Source organism: Emticicia sp. W12TSBA100-4 (assembly GCF_040253585.1).
Lineage (GTDB): Bacteria > Bacteroidota > Bacteroidia > Cytophagales > Spirosomataceae > Emticicia.
In genome coordinates, this window is the sequence record NZ_JBELAU010000014.1 from 59,571 (window position 1) to 79,753 (window position 20,183).

At 36.4% G+C, this 20,183-nt stretch carries 14 protein-coding genes; 5 read left to right on the forward strand and 9 right to left on the reverse strand.

Annotated elements, in window-relative coordinates:
* Position 1: 1 nt before the first annotated feature.
* The 3 genes from ABR854_RS20230 (at position 2) to ABR854_RS20240 (ending at position 6,900) form a co-directional block, all read left to right on the forward strand.
* Entirely contained in the window at positions 2-1,858 is a 1,857-nt protein-coding gene (locus ABR854_RS20230; RefSeq protein WP_350267670.1) for a RagB/SusD family nutrient uptake outer membrane protein, read from the forward strand.
* A gap of 179 nt (positions 1,859-2,037) precedes the next feature.
* On the forward strand, positions 2,038-5,382 hold the full coding sequence (locus ABR854_RS20235) for a VCBS repeat-containing protein (protein WP_350267671.1): 3,345 nt from the start codon (positions 2,038-2,040) through the stop codon (positions 5,380-5,382).
* Positions 5,383-5,721: 339 nt separating this feature from the next.
* Positions 5,722-6,900: a galactokinase gene (locus ABR854_RS20240; protein WP_350267672.1), complete on the forward strand. Its 1,179-nt coding sequence runs from the start codon at positions 5,722-5,724 to the stop codon at positions 6,898-6,900.
* Between the two features lie 11 nt (positions 6,901-6,911).
* On the opposite strand, the gene ABR854_RS20245 is transcribed toward ABR854_RS20240, so the two are convergent.
* The 5 genes from ABR854_RS20245 to ABR854_RS20265 all read right to left on the reverse strand — a co-directional run bounded on the left by ABR854_RS20245 (position 6,912) and on the right by ABR854_RS20265 (position 12,505).
* On the reverse strand, positions 6,912-7,409 hold the full coding sequence (locus tag ABR854_RS20245; RefSeq protein ID WP_350267673.1) for a hypothetical protein: 498 nt from the start codon (positions 7,407-7,409) through the stop codon (positions 6,912-6,914).
* 3 nt (positions 7,410-7,412) lie between these two features.
* Positions 7,413-7,952 carry a hypothetical protein gene (locus ABR854_RS20250; protein ID WP_350267674.1) on the reverse strand — a complete coding sequence of 180 codons (540 nt, stop codon included), beginning with the start codon at positions 7,950-7,952 and terminating at the stop codon, positions 7,413-7,415.
* A gap of 2 nt (positions 7,953-7,954) precedes the next feature.
* Positions 7,955-10,888, reverse strand: coding sequence for a hypothetical protein (locus tag ABR854_RS20255; RefSeq protein ID WP_350267675.1), 2,934 nt, complete (start codon positions 10,886-10,888; stop codon positions 7,955-7,957).
* A 115-nt stretch (positions 10,889-11,003) separates the two neighbouring features.
* On the reverse strand, positions 11,004-11,795 hold the full coding sequence (locus ABR854_RS20260; RefSeq protein ID WP_350267676.1) for a hypothetical protein: 792 nt from the start codon (positions 11,793-11,795) through the stop codon (positions 11,004-11,006).
* Between the two features lie 119 nt (positions 11,796-11,914).
* Positions 11,915-12,505, reverse strand: a complete 591-nt coding sequence (locus tag ABR854_RS20265; RefSeq protein ID WP_350267677.1) for a hypothetical protein — start codon at positions 12,503-12,505, stop codon at positions 11,915-11,917.
* Between the two features lie 509 nt (positions 12,506-13,014).
* Here ABR854_RS20265 and ABR854_RS20270 point away from each other — a divergent pair.
* Positions 13,015-14,637, forward strand: a complete 1,623-nt coding sequence (locus ABR854_RS20270; protein ID WP_350267678.1) for a glycerol-3-phosphate dehydrogenase/oxidase — start codon at positions 13,015-13,017, stop codon at positions 14,635-14,637.
* A 208-nt stretch (positions 14,638-14,845) separates the two neighbouring features.
* Here ABR854_RS20270 and ABR854_RS20275 read toward each other — a convergent pair whose 3' ends face one another.
* From ABR854_RS20275 to ABR854_RS20285, 3 genes are all read right to left on the reverse strand, one after another.
* Positions 14,846-15,361 carry a hypothetical protein gene (locus ABR854_RS20275; RefSeq protein WP_350267679.1) on the reverse strand — a complete coding sequence of 172 codons (516 nt, stop codon included), beginning with the start codon at positions 15,359-15,361 and terminating at the stop codon, positions 14,846-14,848.
* A 260-nt stretch (positions 15,362-15,621) separates the two neighbouring features.
* On the reverse strand, positions 15,622-17,781 hold the full coding sequence (locus tag ABR854_RS20280; RefSeq protein ID WP_350267680.1) for a 3-hydroxyacyl-CoA dehydrogenase NAD-binding domain-containing protein: 2,160 nt from the start codon (positions 17,779-17,781) through the stop codon (positions 15,622-15,624).
* Complete coding sequence (locus tag ABR854_RS20285; RefSeq protein WP_350267681.1) at positions 17,771-18,283, reverse strand: hypothetical protein; 513 nt, start codon at positions 18,281-18,283, stop codon at positions 17,771-17,773. The genes ABR854_RS20280 and ABR854_RS20285 overlap by 11 nt, the downstream gene beginning before the upstream one ends.
* 54 nt (positions 18,284-18,337) lie before the next feature.
* On the opposite strand from ABR854_RS20285, the gene ABR854_RS20290 reads away from it, so the two are divergent.
* Positions 18,338-19,099 (forward strand): hypothetical protein, encoded by a 762-nt coding sequence (locus ABR854_RS20290; RefSeq protein WP_350267682.1) that lies wholly within the window; start codon positions 18,338-18,340, stop codon positions 19,097-19,099.
* A 161-nt stretch (positions 19,100-19,260) separates the two neighbouring features.
* Here the strand turns inward: ABR854_RS20290 and ABR854_RS20295 are convergent, their stop codons facing one another.
* Positions 19,261-20,175, reverse strand: coding sequence for a S66 peptidase family protein (locus ABR854_RS20295; RefSeq protein WP_350267683.1), 915 nt, complete (start codon positions 20,173-20,175; stop codon positions 19,261-19,263).
* Positions 20,176-20,183: the final 8 nt, after the last annotated feature.

Genomic DNA, 20,183 nt, shown 5'->3' on the forward strand with positions numbered 1-20,183 from the left:
AATGAAAATGTATAAAAAATTAATTTTGTCATTCTTTGCAGTTTCGTTTTTTACGATTAGCTGTAACGATGACTTTGTAGATACAAAACCGCTCGACCAATTATCAGAAAACGTAGTTTGGGGCGATGCTCCTCTGGCAGAGGCTTTTGTGAGTGAGTTATATGGTGGTTTAGGTGTGGGTGGTTTCAATGAGCAAATGCTTGCATCGTTGACTGATGAAGCTATTTTTACTCACCCAGGAAGAGGTATTACAACCATTACAGAAGGTAGAAGTAATCCTGCTGATCCAGGTTGGATTAATGGTACTTTAAGCTGGGGAAATATGTATTCTCGTATCAGAGCCTGCAATCTTGCTTTGAAAAATTTAGAAAACCCACAATTCCCAAATACCAACAAGATTGTTGAGCGTTTGCAAGGAGAAGCTAAATTTATGAGAGCCTATTTTTATCATCAATTAGTTCGCTACTACGGTGGTGTACCAATCGTTGACAAAGCTTTCTCTTTGAATGATACCGATTTCCTCACTGCCCGTAACACTTTTGAAGAATGTTTAAACTTTATTATAAAAGACCTCGACGAAGCGGCAGTATTGCTTGATGGAAAATCACTTCAAAAAGGCCGTGCAACGAAGGCATCTGCTTTGGCTCTAAAATCTCGTATGTTGATTTATGCTGCCAGTGATTTGTATGATGTACCAACGGCCAAAGCAAAATCGAAAGCAATGGCTGCTTTCGGAAAACCAGAATTGATGGGTTTTCCAAGTGGCAATCGCACTGAACGTTGGCAAAAAGCTAAAGCTGCCGCAAAAGCAGTGTTAGATTTACCAGGATTTGGATTCCAATTAGGGCTTACTGCTCCTGTTTCAGCCGATGTTGCAGCAACCAACTACATGAATCAGTCGTTGGGAAGAAATGGTGGCCAAAACGAAATCATCTTTGGACGCTACTTTATTCAAAGTAAAAACGAAGATGGTGGACGTGTTGGGCTTTTCAACGGACCAAATGGTTATAACAACTGGGCTGGAAATACGCCAATCCAAGAGTTAATTGATGATTATGAAATGATGGATGGCACAAAATTCGACTGGAACAAGCCTGAACACGCAAAAGCTCCTTACGATAACCGTGACCCACGTTTGAAATCAACAATCTTGTATGAAGGTTCACCTTGGAAACCACGTTCAGCAAGTGCAGCCCCACTTGACCCTGCTAATCAAATTCAAACAGGTGAATACGAAGTTGTTTCGGGTGGAGCAAAGAAAACTCACTTCGGTTTAGATACACGTAAAAGTAGCATCGAAGACTGGAATGGTAGCTACACTGGCTATTATATGCGTAAGTTTACTGATCCAAATCCAGGTTTAGTTGATCAAAACTCTTGGCAACAAATTCCTTGGCCGTTTTTACGCTATACTGAAGCAATTTTCAACTATGTTGAAGCTTGTATCGAACTTGGCGAAGACATTGAGGCTCAAAAATGGTTAAATCAAATTCGTTTCCGTGCAGGTATGCCAGCAATTACAGAAACTGGCGACGCTCTACGCCAACGTTATCGCAACGAACGCCGTATCGAAATGGTATTTGAAGAACAACGCTACCACGATGCTCGTCGTTGGATGATTGCTCCAACAACCCTCGGACGCAAAGCAAGTATCATCAATGTAAAAGGAACATTAAAAGCGGGCAAAACCGTTTCGATTTATAAGTATGATCCAAGCAACTACGATTATTCTTATACAGTCGGTAAAATTGACCCAGGTAAGGAAAATCGTAACTGGGATGACAAAATTTATTTCTTACCGATTCATCGTGATGAAATGAACCGTAACAGTAAATTAATCCAAAACCCTGGATACTAATCTTTTGTTATAAGACAATCGGGTAGTCAGAAGTATCAAAACTTTTGGCTACCCTTTTTTTATTCAAATAACTTCCCTAAAGTTTAAAACTTTCGGGAAGTTATGCACAACTTTGTATATTTGTTCTATAATCTCAAGCTTACATATTTTTATCTCAATCGGAGATTTATAACCTAAAAATGAAAATTTCTACCATCACATACCTATTATCAATAAGTCTATTCTTTTCTTCCTGTAAAAATTCTCCATCAGAAGAAAATACAAGCGAAGAACAAGAAAAACAAGAACCAATCTTTACCCTACTTTTCCCTGATAAAACAAACATCGACTTTCAGAATGTCATTAACGAAGGCCTGAATACAAATGTATTGATGTACGAATATTTCTATAATGGTGGCGGAGTAGCAGTTGGCGATATAAACGGTGATGGATTTGAAGACCTTTATTTTACGAGCAATATGCAGCAAAATAAATTGTATCTGAATAAAGGGACGATGCAATTTCAAGATATTACCACTAAAGCAGGTGTAGCAGGTAGAGAAGGTCCATGGAAAACTGGCACAACAATGGTCGATATTAATGCCGATGGGAAGTTGGATATTTATGTGTGTCATTCAGGAAATCTACAACCCGAAAAGAAAGCAAACGAACTGTTTATCAATCAAGGTAACGATGCCAATGGAATTCCAACTTTTGTAGAACAAGCAGCAAAATTTGGACTTGATAGCCCTGCCTCAAGCACAAACGCCTATTTCTTCGATGCCGATAAAGATGGAGACTTAGATATGTTCTTGCTCAACCATAACATAAAATCCCTTCCAGTTCTTGATGAAGCCCGCACAGCAGCTCTTGTAAAAGTCGATGATGCTGTGAGTGGTTCGAGGTTCTACCGCAATGATAATGGATTTTTCAAAGATATAACTCGCCAAGCGGGCATTCAAAGTTCGGCACTATCTTATGGTTTGGGAGCAGGAATTTCCGATATTAATCAAGATGGATGGCCAGATATTTATGTGAGTAATGATTATGCCGTGCCTGATCGACTCTACATAAATAATCAAAAAGGTGGATTCAGAGAAGTAAGCCACGAACAAATCGGACATACTTCCAATTTTTCGATGGGAAATGATGTAGCCGATATTAACAACGACCAACTACCCGATATTTTTACGCTTGATATGCTTCCCGAAGACAATCGCCGTCAAAAATTGTTGATGTCGCCCGATAACTATGATAAATTTGATTTGGGCGTAAGGTCTGGTTTTCATCACCAATATATGCGAAATATGCTTCAACTCAACAACGGAAATGGCACTTTTAGCGAAATTGGACAGGTTTCTGGAATATCGAACACAGACTGGAGCTGGGCGGCACTCTTTGCCGATTATGACAATGATGGTTGGAAAGACCTATACATTACCAACGGCTATCTGCACGACTATACAAATCTTGATTTCTTGAAATACATGGATGATTTTATGGCAACCAAACAAGGCGGTTTTCAACGAACCGATGTACTTGAATTAGTGCAAAAAATGCCTTCATCGAATGTAAAAAACTATATTTTCAGAAATAATGGTAAGCTAAACTTTAAAGACCAAACCACTAATTGGGGCATGGGTGAGCAATCGAATAGTAGTGGGGCGGCTTATGCTGATTTAGATAATGATGGAGATTTAGATTTAGTTGTAAACAATATTAATTCGCCCGCATTTATTTATCAAAATGAAGCAAATACCAAGCTCGGCAATCAGTTTTTGAAGGTAAAACTCAATGGTGAAAACAGCAACAAAATGGGGATTGGAGCAAAAGTTTATCTTTATGCCCAAGGAAATACCCAATACCAAGAACAAATGCCTACTCGTGGTTATCAGTCGAATGTGAGTTTTATGATGAATTTTGGTTTGGGTAAAAATACCAAAATAGATTCGATAAAAATAGTTTGGAATTCAGATAAGAGCCAAGTCTTGAGAAACGTACAAGCGAATCAAACTTTAGTTCTGGAAGAAAAGAATACTTCTGTAAAACTAAATCCAAACATTCAGAACAACACGTTTTTTACAGAAATAACTTCACCAATCGTTTCGGTTCAAAACAAAACCACGCATAATGACTTTAAAAGACAACCTCTATTGACTAATTCTCAGTCATTTATTAGTCCAATAATGGTCAAAGGCGATGTAAATAAAGATGGTCTCGAAGATATATTTGTAGGTGGAAGCTACGGAAAAGGTAGCGAACTTTACATTCAATCGAGTGGTACTTCTTTACAATTCATAAAGAAACCTTTCCCCTCTAACCCCAATGCAGATGTAAGTGATGCTGTTTTCTTCGACGCAAATGGCGACGGTTTCCAAGATATTTATGTGGCTTATGGTGGCTACGGAAATTTCACCGAAAACGATCCTAATTTACAAGACCAATTATTTTTGAATAACGGAAAAGGCGATTTTACATTAAGTCCTTCTGCCCTACCCGCTATGCTCACAAGTACTGGTTGTGTACGAGTAGCCGACATCAACGGAGACTCAAAACCAGACCTTTTTGTGGGTGGACGAGTTTCTATCGGTAAATATCCAAACATTCCTCGCAGTTATGTGTTGATTAATGAAGGCAAAGGGAACGGTTCGGCACCACTATTTAAAGAAAACACACCCGAAAATATAAAAAATATAGGCATGGTTACAGATGCTGCTTTTGTTGATTTAAACAAAGATAAAAAACAAGAATTGATAATTGTTGGAGAATGGATGCCTATAACGGTTTTTGAAAATGAAAATGGGAAAATGACTGAAAAAACCGAAAATTATTTTGACCGAAAACTATCTGGCTGGTGGAATAAACTTGTAGTAGATGACCTCAACGCCGACGGTTTACCTGATTTACTGGTCGGAAATTTAGGTTTAAATAGCCAAGCGAAAGCAAGCGATAAACAGCCCGTAGAGTTGTATTATAAAGATTTTGATGATAACGGTAGCATCGACCCAATTTTGTGTACGTATATTCAAGCACAAAGCTATCCGTATCTAACTCGTGACGAATTATTAGAACAAGTGCCAACCAAACGCCCAAAGTTTACGTCTTACGATAGCTATTCAAATGCAACTTTAACCGATATTTTTGGTGAAGATGAACTAAAAAATGCCAAGAAGCTCGAAGTAAATTACCTAAAAACAGCTTTATTGATTCAGAACCAAGAAGGTAAGTTTGAAGAAAAATCTTTGCCTATCGAAGCTCAATTTGCTCCAATATTTACGATAACAATCTTAGATTATGACAAAGATGGAAATAAAGACCTTATTTTAGCTGGTAATTTAAATAAATCACGCTTAAAATTTGGCAAGTATGATGCCAACTATGGCCTATTGCTGAGAGGGGATGGTAAAGGACAGTTTACAAACATTCCACAGCGTCGATCGGGCTTTAATTTACAAGGAGATGTACGTTCATCATTATCAATAAAAGACAATATATTTTTTGGTATCAACCAGCAAAACATTCGAGCATTTAAAATAATTTATTAAGATTCAACAAAAACATCATATATTTTCTTGAAATCATACAAAAATAAATTATGTGCAATGCTTTGCAATGTCATGAATTAATCAAAAATATTGATAGTCAAACGATTGCACACCAAAGGCTATACGTGATATCTAAAACTATTTATACAGAACATTAAAAAAAACACTATTTTTGATAACAGTAGAAAAAAAGTGATTAAGTTAACAAAACATTCGTAGAAGCCCCTAAGTTTCTTGGGGCTTTCTTTTTTCCAAACGTTTGAAAAGTTAGTATTTTGGAGTATTTTCATAAAACTCCAAACCTTTGATTCAGACTGCCATTTTCTCTATAATAATATTATGATAAACGCTATTTTAACCAATAAGTTTAAAGAACATTTCAACGCAAACCCTACTCTTTTAGTTAGAGCTCCAGGCCGCATTAATCTCATAGGTGAGCATACAGATTATAATAATGGATTCGTGTTGCCTGCTGCAATCGACAAAGCCATTTATTTTGCTATTTCACCTCGAAACGACCAAAAATGTGTAGTTTATGCTTATGATTTAGATGATTTGTACGAATTTTCATTAGATAATCTCCAAAAATCAGAAAAAGGTTGGGCTAATTTTTTAATTGGAGTTTTGGCAGAAATCACCTCTAAAGGCAAACAAATCAATACAGGATTTAACGTGGTCTTTGGTGGAGATGTTCCACTTGGTGCAGGCTTATCATCATCAGCAGCAGTTGAAAGTGGCATTGGTTTTGCCCTCAATGAGCTATATAATTTAGAATTTTCTAAACTTGATTTGGCACTAATTGCCCAACAAGCCGAACATAAATACGCAGGCGTAAATTGTGGAATAATGGACATGTTTGCTTCGATTCATGGCAAAGAAAATGCAGTAATCAAACTCGACTGTCAAGATCTTAGTTTTGAATATTTCCCATTCGATTTTCCCGATTACACCCTTGTTTTATGCAATACAGGAGTAAAACACAACCTCGGTGACAGTGAATATAATCAACGCCGAACCGAATGTGAAGAAGGTATAAAAATACTTCAAAGGGCGTTTCCTCAAGTTGATAGTCTGCGAGATGTAACGATGCAAATGCTAAGTAGTCAAGCCGATAAACTGTCGCCGATAGTTTACAAACGTTGCAAATATGTTGTTGAAGAAATTGAACGAGTGACGATTGCTTGTAAAGCTCTCGAAAATGGGAATCTAAGCAGTTTTGGGCAAAAAATGTACGAAACTCACGAAGGATTAAGCAAAGAATATGAAGTCAGCTGTCCCGAATTAGATTTTTTGGTTGAGCAAAGTCAAGATTTTGAAGCAGTGGTTGGAGCAAGAATGATGGGTGGTGGCTTTGGTGGTTGTACTATAAATTTAATAAAGGCCGATGCTGTTGATGAATTTATTAAAAAAATAAGTCTTGCGTATCATCAAGTTTTTAATATTCAGTTACAAACATACATTGTAAATATCTCAAATGGTGTTGAAGCCATAGAAGAGGTTTTCGAAGAATTATCATAGACAATCTTACATCATAGCTCCACAATTGTGTAGGTGATTGTGGTACTGTATGTTTTCACAGGTAAAATAACTGATATTCCACTAAGAGTGTATTCAATCGGAATGTTGCTTAAGCTTGCACCACCAAGACTCAGAAAACTAACATTTATTGTAAAAAAAGAAGTTGAAATAGTTGTAATGGTTTGAGCAGTAGTGCCTCCGCTGGCACTCACAGTTCCAAAAGGAGTTCCACCACCAGTTCTACGAACAGTAAGAATCAAATTATCATGCCAATCGGTATTGCTTTGACTTACAGAAATTCGATAGTTTTTTGTTGATAACAAAGACCCTAAACCACTTGCAGTAATGAGTGTTTGATTAGTCGCACTGGTCAGCGAGCTGGGCGAATAATCGCTTCCAGTAACCGTTATAGCTGTAATTGAAGGAAGCCAATTTCCACTAACCGAAATCGCCTGGCTTTTTGCACAAAAGGTTATGGTTAGTAAAAATATAAGTAATATAATCTTCATAAGTCAATTATCAATGAGTGTGTAGGTGATTTGGACAACGTTTGTTCCACTTCTCAACAATCCATAATTTGAAACATTTACCGTATAAGTGAGTTTAAAACCATTCCCTACTCCAACCCCTGTATAAGCTCCAGTTATATTATTCAATACAGTTGCAGCAGTTCCGAGTGTTACTGGACTTGCAACAGTCGCTACTAATGTTCCGAGCGTTCCGCCTCCACCAACTGCTGCATTTAAACCTACTCTTAATTGTAAACCACTCGGTACAGTACCCGCCGACACACTGGCTTCTATTCTCCTACTTACTCCGTTCGCAACTGCTGAAGTAAAATTAAGCCATTTGGTTTCATCACTAACAGTCGTAGTAATTGATGACCCAGCCGTCGATGGGCTACCCAGTGTGAGTGTGCTACTTCCACTTGATGCAATACTTATTCGAGCAACACTACTAAAGGTCAAACTCACTGAGACGTTCCCCGATGTTTGAGCTTGATTCTTCAGAAAAAAAAGAGTAAATAGTAATGTAAGCACAAGGTTTTTCATTTCTATTCCAAATTAGAAGCAACACTTTTTGTTAGGTTATCGCTTGGGCTGATACTTGACACACGTTTACTCTCTATATTTTTTGTTTTATTACGCTGGACAATTCTATTTTTTAACTGAAACCTGAATTCAACCTCTAATTTTATAAACCTCGTTTCTGGTTTTGGAATAAAACCAATAGGAATGGCATCAAATAATTTAGTTTTTTGAGGCTGATTAGTTTTAGTGTTTTTGGAAACAGACTCCAATACTTTCTTTTTATTATCAGTAGCAGCCTGAGTTAAATTTTGTTTTTTACCTTGTTGATTATCTACGAGTTTGAAAGTCCGAGGCATAAACTCAATCTGACGCTCAACGGGGCGTACGGCAAATTCAGTTTTCTTAAATTTATCTACAGTAATCTCAATCGTTTGTTGAGCATTTATTACCGTAAAACCTTCTTGATTCCCCGCTAAAGTTGCCAAAATTTGCCAAGTACCAGGCTTCATTTCTTTAAACGAAAACTCATTATTCTCATTAAGTTGAGTTGTAAAACTCTCATTTTCATTAAAAAGTTTGACTAAAACAACTGGTTTTTCGGTATAATTTGTCGCTATTTTTTCACTATCTTCAAATAAAACTTTTCCTTCGATACCACCCGTTTTTATTAACTGTATCTGAATATTGCTTGTACTGTCAGCTTTTAAATTTACTTCTAATGGTAGTTTTACATTCGTAATTACCCCAAATGGAGTTGTACTTTTATCTATTTCAAGATAATACTTATCAGGAATTAATTTATTAAAATAAAAATTACCGTTTTCGTCAGTCAATATACGTTTTTCGCCTAATTGTACAACTATTCCCTTTTTGCTTGCATTGGTAGAAAGACCCAAAATTTGCCCTCTGATATTACTCAAACTTCTATTTTTAGCCACAGGAGCATTAATTCTTAGCGTATATTTCAGTGACAAATAAGTGTTTTTTTGAAAATCAGCCGACAAGTTGGGTATAAAAGTTTGTCCCGCAGTTAAATTAAAAGTATGATTTTTAAGTCTAAGGCCTACCGACAAGTCAAGTAAACTTCTATTTTCGATGAGTTCATCAGGAGCATAATTATTTCTGTAAGAAAAATTAGCACTCAACTTTTCACCCACGAACATTCGTAATGAACCTCCATAAAAAAACAAATCTGTCAAAGTATTTTCTGTCGAAAACTTACTTGTTCGTTGATGCTCAGCTATTCCACCAAGCCACATCCACGTAAAAACACGCACTTGTGGTTGTAACGAATTAGCTATCGACTCTCTTGGCACGTTTGCGTCATTGGCCAGTAAAAGATTTTGAGCAGTTCCGTACCTTCCTTCATACCAAATAATCAATTTGGGAGCATTTAGATTATAGGCAATTCGAGCAAAATCTTGTTTGAAATGAAACGTTTTGGGTTCGAGTCTATCTTCTCGTTCTTGTTTATTATAACTCAGCATCAGGTTGCTAAATTTATTCAATTGAAAGCTTGTAAATGCTTGAATACTTGAATTATAAGGTGAAGTATTGAAATTAATGGCATCTAAACTCGGATTTATTCGTGTAATATTATTGCCAACACCTATACTTATATGTTTACTAATGGCAAATGAAAGATTATTAACCAACAAATAGCTGTTATTGTAATAGCCATAAAAGTCTTTACCTGCATAGATATAATCGCTATGTAATTGAAATCTTTTTAGTTGAATCGAAACTCTATTAAAAAGTCCGTAATCATACTTTTGCTCTACCCTATTTCCGACAATTTCGGTTTCCCAATTCAATACTTTTCCTTTAAATTTAGTGGAAACTCCCAATAAATCTGACCAAAACACACTATTTCTACTGGCCATGTATTTCGACATATAATCAATCGAGACCCTAAACTTAGAGCTTGGTTTGAGGAAAAAACTACCTCCAAATGTTTCTTTTTGTTCATTAAAAAACCTTGGTTGAATGAAAAATCCAGAAAAACCAATTTTCTTAAATTCATTATCAATACGCACCCCACGACCAAATCGGCCAAATTCCATGAGGTTATTGAATTGCAATGTATAATCGCCAAGTTTAATAAAATTTTGATTTTTAAAACTATAATTGAGAGAATATACATCGTAGCTTCCCAAAATCGGAATTTCAATATTGGTAGGGCCATGAGCCGTGAAATCTAAAAAATGCTTACTTTTTGTATCCAAAAAACCCTTACCTTTTATGTCAAACTGTATTCCAGCAATATTTTGTTTGCCAATCATATAATTGGTGTACCACACTCCAGCTTCGATTGGAAACCTAAGATAAGGGTCTTTTTTCTTTATTTTTGTTGAATATACAGGTACTAAATTAATTACTTGTATTGGCACAAGCGAGTCTTTCAAGTAAGCCTTTATACCAAGCGGTGTCTCCCATGAATTGCTATCACTCTCTTTTATCAATTGTATATTTTTTATCCTAACAGATTCATTCGGATTTACTTTTAGCGTATCTAAATTGAATTCTATTCTTCCATCTATACTCTCTATCTTTATTGCCTCCTGACTATTTCCTTGGTTATGAATCAGATACTCTACTTTTAGTGTGTCTCCTTCCTTAACATATTCAGGTATCATAACGGGGTTTATCTCAACTCTTCTAGCTCTGAGTACATCAATCAATAGTTTTTTTGAAATAATTGCCCCATTTTTTCTTTTAGCATAAACATAAAGCGTAAAACTGCCTGCTTTAGCAAACTTTGGCGGTAAAACAGTATAAATATATCGAAGAGTTTCTTGGTTGATTTGATTTTGTGGTTCTTTCTTAAAAAGTACTTGCCAATAAGCAGGTACTCCAAGCGAGACAATGATAGGTTCTTGCAGTTTGGTTGAGCTTTTTACTTCAAAAACGATAGTAAAATGGGTACCTGGCGAAGCTGTTGTGGGAAGATTAAGCATATTTATTTCCAATCCCTCCTGTCCGAGACAGTCAAAAGAAATCATTATAAAAAAATATATATGGGCAAGGAGCTTCACAGGGTTATCATTCAAAGATTTATTAGGAGTTATTATTTTACTCTATTTCAATCGTAAGATTTGAGCCAAATAGCCCCCTACCATTATCTGCCACTAATACACCATCGTATTTGCCTTTGGGCAAATCACTTACTTCGATTTCAAAATTGCTACATTTTTCAGGAAATACTCGGCGAGAACGTCCTTCTAAAGTCTTAACCTTCTGACCTTTAGCATCATAAATTTCTAATTGCATCTTAGTACGAACAGAAAACAATCCTTCGTTTTTAAGTTGAACCTCCACTAATCGAGACGAAATCTGTGTTTTCTTTAGTCTTACATCTTCAAAAATCATTTTTGGAGACTCAAATGAACCTAAATCAACCAATACCTGAACAGCATATCGCACCTTTGACGCTATATTTAAGCCATTTTTTTCGCTATTTGAAATCGGCTCACCAGGTTCAATCATTATGACGAGCCAATACGTACCCTTTCTATCTACTTGACGTGGAATATTAACAGTATAAAATAAGTCATATTCTTCTCCTGCCGACAGACTCTTTCCGTCAGTGCTGGTTTTTAGCCAATTTTTTAGGCTTCTATCATGGGTTTCAGTACTTGAAAAAACTTCACCCTTACCACAAGAAAATAGCATATCTTGTTTATAAGCCACAAATTTTTCGGGCTTATCACCATCATTTTTTAGTTTTATTTTTCCAGTAAAGATACTTCCATCCGAACCCGTATGTTGATGCGTAAGTCCATTTAAAACCACAATCGTTCCGAAGGTTTTCAGCGACCAAAAAAGTAATAAAATCAAACAAGCAGCGACGTAATTATTTTTCATTGGAAAGATGGATTTTTGTTGGCACAAGCAATCTAATACCTATATGGCTTAGCTACAACCAATAACTAAACCATAAAGTCTAACATTTTTCACAATAATACTTAATGCTGATACCTAAATTAATTATCAGCCAAGGTATAAGTAACCGTTAATGTGTAAGTTCCTGCTCTTAATGCTCCGTACTGGGCTGAACTGAGGGTTGCAGGCAATACATCAGATGTATAGGTTAGTAAACTACCGTCGGTAGCCCCTGTGCCAGTATAACAACTCGTGATTCCATCCAAGACTTTGACAGCAACACCAGAAGCCAACGTTTGGTCAGGAGCTAACACAATTTGAGCTCCAGTAGTTGTGCCAAGTACACCCGCACCCGATGAAGGTGTAGCTGCCGCAACCTTAACATTCAAACCGTTAGTAAGCGACGTAACTCCAGTAGCTGTCACATAAATCTTTCGGTCAGTTACGGCTGCCCCCATTATTGAAGAATACTGTAAATACAATGCTGAACCACTCGCAACCGCCCCCGTTATTGGGTCGCCAGCCAATGTAGGTGCTGAATAGGTCAATGTTTTGGTATTACCCGTTGTCGGACTAATCCTAATCATTGTAACTGCGGGAATCTCAATACTAACATTATGAGATGTGGTTTGAGCGAATGACTCGGCGTAGATTCCACTTAAAAGTGCAAGTGCGAAAGTTATCTTCTTCATTGAAGTAAATGGAGGTTTAATAAAAAAATGGATATAATAAATTATAATACAACTTTACAGTCATTCAAACTCACTAATAGCATTCAATATGAATTTTATATAATAGGTTATCCAATCTCAGAATCACACATTATGATTCAAAAATTAATTTCTTATTAAAAGGGGGTATTTAAGGGAGAGTTCAGGTTTTATTTCCAGACAGCTTTAGTATTAGAAATTAGGTCAAAAAATATACCAGTCAACAAAAGTGATAGAGAATTCACACATTACTGGTTAGTAATAGACAAAATAATATTTATTATATATAAGTCATTTTATATAATAATTACAAGCAAAAATAGTACCATTCCATTATTTACAAATTGAGATAAAACTCGTAAAAAAAAGTCGGTGAACATCTTACTGCCTAAAGTAAATCATAAAAGTGTTATCCTTCTAAAAAATAAATATTATTTTCGCTAATCATTTACAGACAAGTCCAAATCAATCAGTATCACGTACAGCAATCCATGAACAGAAGTAAAAACCTCGAAAGGTTAACAAACGAAGAATTTGATATTTGCATCATCGGTGGTGGTGCGAGCGGTGCAGGCTGTGCCTTAGACGCAGTTCTACGAGGCTTCAAAGTAGCTCTGATTGAAAAACAAGATTTTGCTGCCGAAACCTCTTCTAAATCAACTAAACTGATTCATGGTGGTGTAAGGTATTTAGAACAAGCCTTCAAAAACCTTGATTTTGCTCAACTCCGTCAAGTAAAACATGGCCTCGAAGAACGCCACACAGTAATCCGAAATGCACCGCATTTGGCACATCCTTTGGCATTGATTACTCCTGTTTTTAGTTGGTTTGAAGGTTTTTACTTCAAAATTGGCTTGACAATCTATGGTTTTTTTGCGAAAAATGATTTAATGCCCAAAGCTGAATGGCTCAATAAAAAAGAGACTTTTGAGCATATTCCTACGCTCACGCCTAAACTTCATAGTTCGGTCATGTATTATGATGGCCAGCTTGATGATGCTCGCTATTGTTTGGCTCTTGCACACTCGGCTGACGAAGCGGGTGCATCAGTAGTTAATCATGCCTCTATTACAGGTTTTCAAAAAGATACCAATGGCAAGATAACAACAGCTATCGTTAAAGATAATTTATCCGAAAAAAATATCGCTGTAAAAGCTAAACTTTTCATCAATTGTACAGGACCACACGGAGATAGTATCAGACTTTTAGCGAACCCTGCTCAAGAAAAACGCCTACGCCCAAGCAAGGGCGTGCATATTATGCTTCCAGAAGAGGTACTAAATAGCCAAGATGCAATGCTGATTCCAAAAACCCAAGATGGCCGAGTAATATTTGTGATTCCGTTTGAAGGAGAAGTAATGGTCGGAACAACCGATGATGAATACCGTGATTTAGAAAAAGAGCCTATCTTAATTGAACAAGAAATCGACTTTTTACTTGATACGCTTCGTCCGTATCTTGCCAAAGTTCCTGCAAAATCAGAAATAAAATCTGGTTTTGGCGGTTTACGCCCACTCATTGCTTCATCTGGCTCAAAAGCTACCAAAAAACTTGTACGTGACCACGAAGTAGAATATGATGAAAAGTCTAATTTATTGAGTTTATTGGGAGGAAAGTGGACGACCTATCGCTTAATGGCCAAAGATACAATTGACGAAGCCTGTAAACTTTTGAATACTGAAACTGAATGTAAAACCGAACTACACTACTTGGTTGGTGGAGAAAATTATACTTTTGATGAGTGGAAAAATATTCAGAAAAAATATAATCTCGATGAAGATATTTGTCAGCATTTAGTAAAAAAATATGGAACTAAGGCGAACAATGTGCTGGAAAATTCAACTCTAACCGAACGAATTCATAAAAGTTATCCATTCATCAAAGCCGAAATTGTTTATACGATTCGTGAAGAAATGGTGGGTAGTTTAAGAGATTTTTTAGCTCGCCGAACTCGAATGGAATTAATGGATTGGCAGGCGACATTTAATTCGGTTGATACCGTTGCCGAAATTATGGCTGTTGAATTAGCTTGGTCAGAAATCAAAAAACAAGCAAATATTACAGACTACAAAAAGCTTCTAAAAAACTTTATTCAAACGGCTAATGCTCTTTAAATCATATCAAATTAAATGTCCTAAACTTACCCCTTCCCTACAACTGAAGTGTTTTTGGCGTAAGTTGGTGTCAAATGAATTTTATAGAAAAAATATCCGACTTCCCCCACTTAACAAACTGCTTTCTAATACCAAGAATTGGAGTAAGATAAATTTTCCGTTTCACTCAAAAGCAGTTTGGGGGTTAGTAACTGCAAATAAAGTAATCTTAAAGAGAAACCCCCAAGCTAACACCTCCACGAAGTTCATATTTACCGAATGAATATGAAGGAGTTACATTTACCCTCAAAAAAACTACTCTGGGGTGTGGTGGAATATCAAAAATAACTTGTTGTCTCAACCCCAAAATCCCAAATATGTAGCTACGAGTTTCAGCACTTCTATACGCAACGGGCGTTACGCCAGTACCCATTTCAACAAACCATTCTGCCGCAATTTTCGATGGTGCTGATTTGCACCTTACACTCACTCTTTTGTTGATACCTTTACGAAGATTATTTATCAAATAATTATAGGTAACCGAAGTTGGAATCGAAACACCTCCACCATTTGCAACCTGACCAACTCCAGTAGTTTGGCCACCGGGCAAAAAACCAATTCCTGTACGTAATGCTAAAAAACTGTTTTGCCACCTAACTGGCAGATATTCTACATTTATAGAGCCCAACGGACTAATTGCAAAAGACTCAGCCATAATAGCCGTACGATATCGTGTACGATACATTATCTGAGCATTAGTTGTCTCAAACAATGTGATTAAAATAATGAGGGTTAGAAAATACTTCACTCGATTATAGGATTACGTCAATTAAAGTAAGATAAAAACGTGCCAAAATATATCTATTAAATAATATTTTGTGGTTTTCTAACCGTTACAATGTTTTCAAAACGAATTTTAAGTCTAAAAAATTACAAATTCAAATACTTAGTCATAAAAAAAGACGAGTTACCTCGCCTTTTTTTATACGTACGTTTGAATATTACTTACAGATTTCTGACTAATTCCTTTTGTTTTGCAGTTAATCTAAACCTTTCGCCATAAGTATCTGCCAAGCGTTCTACTTCATTCAAGAAAGTTTCTGTGCCTACAAAATCAGGAAAATTGAGCGTTCCGCCAGCATATGGTGGAAATCCCCAAGCCAAAATCGAACCGATATTACCATCTAATTTTGTCATCAAAACACCTTCATCCATACAACGAATCGACTCAACTACTTGGCGGTAAAGTAAGCGTTTTTTTACTTCCTCAACATCAGGTTGAATTTCCGAAACTGGAAAAAATTCAGCCAAGCCTTCCCACAAATACTTCTTCCCTCCTTCTGGATACTCGTAAAAACCTTTCTTGTTTTTCTTACCAAATCGGCCTAAATCTTCAACCATCATTCTGGTTACTTGATATGCTCCATCTTCTTCAGTCAATGCTCCATCGGCAATTGATTGTTTAGAAATTTTCAAGGCTAAATCTAAAGCAACTTCATCCGAAACTGCTAATGCACCGACAGGCATTCCTGCATTTTTTCCTGCGTTTTCAATTAAAACTGGGTCAACGCCATCTTTCAATAGAGCAATTCCTTCGGTGGTGTAAGTGCTAAAACAACGAGAAGTGTAAAACCCACGTGAATCATTGACTACTATTGGGGTTTTGCGAATTTTCTTCACGAAATCAACCGCTAAAGCCACCGCATAATCAGATGTTTCTTTACCACGAATCAGCTCAACGAGCATCATTTTATCGACTGGCGAGAAAAAGTGAATGCCGATAAAATTTTCGGGCTTTGCAGAAGCCTTTGCCAAACCTGTAATCGGAATTGTGGAAGTATTTGAGCCAAAAACACCCGGGCGGCGTTCCGCATTCTCAGCCAACATTGGCTCTGCTTCTTTAGTAACTGTTGCTTTTAACTCACGGTTTTCAAAAACTGCTTCGATAATCAAATCACACCCTTGCAAATCAGCCACCTCTGCCGTTGGCTTTATCAAACTCAATAGTTTTTCGCCTTTATCAGCTGTGGTTTTACCCCTTTCAATACCTTTCTGCACCAAGCCTCTCGAATAATCTTTTCCTTTTTCGGCCGCTTCGATACTTACATCCTTCAAAACAACTTCAATCCCCGCCATTGCCGATACATAGGCAATACCTGCTCCCATAAAACCAGCTCCTAAAATACCGAGCTTTTTGACATCAGTAGCAGGAATATTCTTTGGGCGACTCGCTCCTTTATCAGCTTCATTTTTGCCCAAAAACATCACACCAATTAAGTTCTTTGCTTCACGAGAAGTGGCCACTTTCACAAAATAACGAGCCTCAATCGGAATCGCTCTATCCATATTTACTTGTAAGCCTTCATAAACGCAGGAAAGAATTGCAATTGGAGCAGGATAATTTCCTTTGGTTTTATCCATAATCATAGCTGTTCCTCCAGCAAACGTACGCATACCTGTTGGCGACTGAACGTTTCCACCTGGTACTTTATAATTTTCACGAGCCTTGATTGCTCCTGTTTTCTTATCAAATTCATCCCACGGTTGAATAGCTTTCGGATTAGCCAAAATCCATTTCATGGCTTTTTCCATCATTTCTTCACGAGTAGCAGCCATGTCATTCACCATGCCATAACCTAAAGCTTCTTTTGGAGAAATTCGCTTACCTTCAACCATTAGCATCAGAGCAGCTTCCATACCGATTAGACGAGGCAAACGTTGCGTACCACCACCGCCGGGAAGCAAACCAAGTTGAACTTCGGGCAAGCCAATAACGGCTTTTGGATTATCAAGAGCAATACGATAATGACACGATAAACAAACCTCATAGCCACCACCTAAAGCCGTACCGTTCATGGCCGCAACTACTGGCTTTCCACAAGTTTCGAGTTTACGAAAAATAGCATTAAAATCAAGCGAAAACTTGTGCATTTCGCTTTGGTCTTTGCTATTATTACGCAAAATCATCTTTACATCAGCTCCTGCTATAAACTCATTTTTTTCGGAAGTGATGATAATTCCTTTTACTTCGGGGTCTGCGTAAGCCGTTTCGAGATGCCCTTCAAATTCAGGAATCGAAATATCGTTCATAACGTTCATCGGCGAAGTCGTCATGTTCCAACTGATAATCGCCACGTTGTTTTCTACTTTATAGTTAATTTCCATTAGATGGTTGAATATATGTTGTTTGTTGTAAAATCAGGTTTGCTTTTTTGAGGTCTTTTTCTCTGCCAAATAGCGTAAAAATTCGATACTGCTCCGCTAAGGTTGGAATTTTTATTTGCAATTTTTCATTGATTTCAAGCTCTTGCCATTCTTTTATCTCTAAGATTTGCCATTTATTTTCATGAAAAACCTTTAATTCGCCCATTACTTCCACAAGGGATTTATTAATTTTAAAGCGTCCAAAATTCGATAAAAACTTATCGGCATGAGCGGGCGAATAATCTATTAATTTGTTTGACCGCCAAAGATGTTTCAAGAAATCAGCATCACGGTTTGATGTCAGTAAATCAACGTCATCAATCGTTTCGAGCGGAATACCTGCCAATACCAAAGCAGAGCTTCCAACCACATAAAATGTGTCTTTCAGTTGAGCTAAATCGTTAGCAATAATTTCGATTGATTTTTTAATTCTTTCTATCATTCCAATACCGTATGCTTGCATACTATCTGCAAATATAAAAAATATGTTTAATTTTATATATTATAATTTATAATTATGAATCTCCCAATCTGTAAACTATGTTTGACTAATAAAGCTGATAAAATGAATTCGCACATTATTCCTAAATTTTTGTGTAAGGGTATATTTGCGGAAATTCCACACAGACATACTTTAAGATTTGTTAAAGGGGAAAAAGAAAGAAAAGCTCAAGATTCAATTAAGGAAGATAATATTTTATGCACAAACTGTGAAAAAAGAATAGAAGTTATTGAAACATATTTTGGCAGATTTTTCAAGGAATGGGAAAACTTTACTGCATTTCCAGAACAATATACTTTATTGGATAAAAACTTATTACTATGCACTAAAGTTCATCCTATTTTATTTAAGCTTTTTATCTATACGATTATCTGGCGGTTAGCAATTTCACACTCCAAAGAATTCAAAAACTATAAAATATCTGAAAAAGTTGTTGAAAACATTAGAGACTTTTTAAATGCTGGTTTAAAAAATAACAAACCTCAATTATTAAATTCATTTGAAGATTTATCTACACCTCTATTTCATTTTTGTATCATCAAACCTAAATTGCCTGAAAATATCCTATTAACAGCATACAATATCAATAATAGTGTACATCTCACTATAATAAATGCCTTTGGAATAATATTCTTCTCTGATGAAAATCTTAATAACAATGTATTTGTAGAAGTGAGTAATGTACAGAATAAACAAGTACTAATATCTATTGGAGATAATGAGATATGGCAAAGTTTTAATCAAAAAATTTTCCAAACTTTTTCAGATTCTCAATAAACTTTAGTGATTTAATACACTATCATTTAAGTCTATACAAAATTTTTCGTCGGTAATGTCATGCTGTAAGCATCTGTAATCATCAAAAATTGTTTGTTGCGAACAGATTCCTTCGGAATGACAACGACACAAAAAATAGAGTGACTTAAATTACAGTATATTTAACTAAAATCATTAAAACTCAACCTAACCTCCTCATTATCAACACTCAATGAAGCATATCGACCACAAGGCATTGTCCAATTTATAGCTTCGTGACCAACTGGAAAATCATAGCAGATTGGATAATTATACTCGGCCGTATGTTCAGCAATAATTTCATAGAAAGTTTTGCCAAAAGGGTCATCATTTTCTTTTACATCCGAAAAATCTCCAACAATCAGGCCTGCTAAGTTTTTAAGTTTTCCTGCTCTTTTTAGTTGGACCAACATTCGATCAATGTTGTAGAGGTATTCCGAAATATCTTCGATAAACAAGATTTTACCATCAGTATCGACTTCTGATTGCGAGCCAAGCAAATGAGCAAAAATACAAAGATTTCCACCTACAATTTGCCCTGCTCCTACTCCTTGTTTGTTGAAGGGTTTTGATGGAATTGTATAATTTATATCTTTACCAAAAAGAAATGCTTCGAGTTTCTGAACTGAATCATAATCTCGTGTGAACGTTTTGGGCATTGGTGCATGAAGGCTCTGGAAACCCATCACTTGTAGCTGTCCATGAACGGCCGTGATATCAGAAAAACCGATAATCCATTTAGGATTTTTCTTAAATTCTGTAAAATCGACGGCATCAATAATCCTTGAACTTCCGTAGCCACCTCTGGCCGAAAACACTGCTTTAATCTCTTGATTATCAAGTTGTTGTTGAAAATCTCGCAAGCGAATTTCGTCTGTTCCTGCAAAACCGTAATATGTAGCACTTACTGATTCGCCTACTATTACTTCAACTCCCCAGTTTTCTTGCATGAGATTAATGGCCGACTGTATATCGTCAGGGTTTAGCTTGCTGGCAAGGGCTACAATGGCCACTTTATCGCCTTTTTTTAGATTTGGAGGGGAAATTAGTGAGTTCAAAATGATTA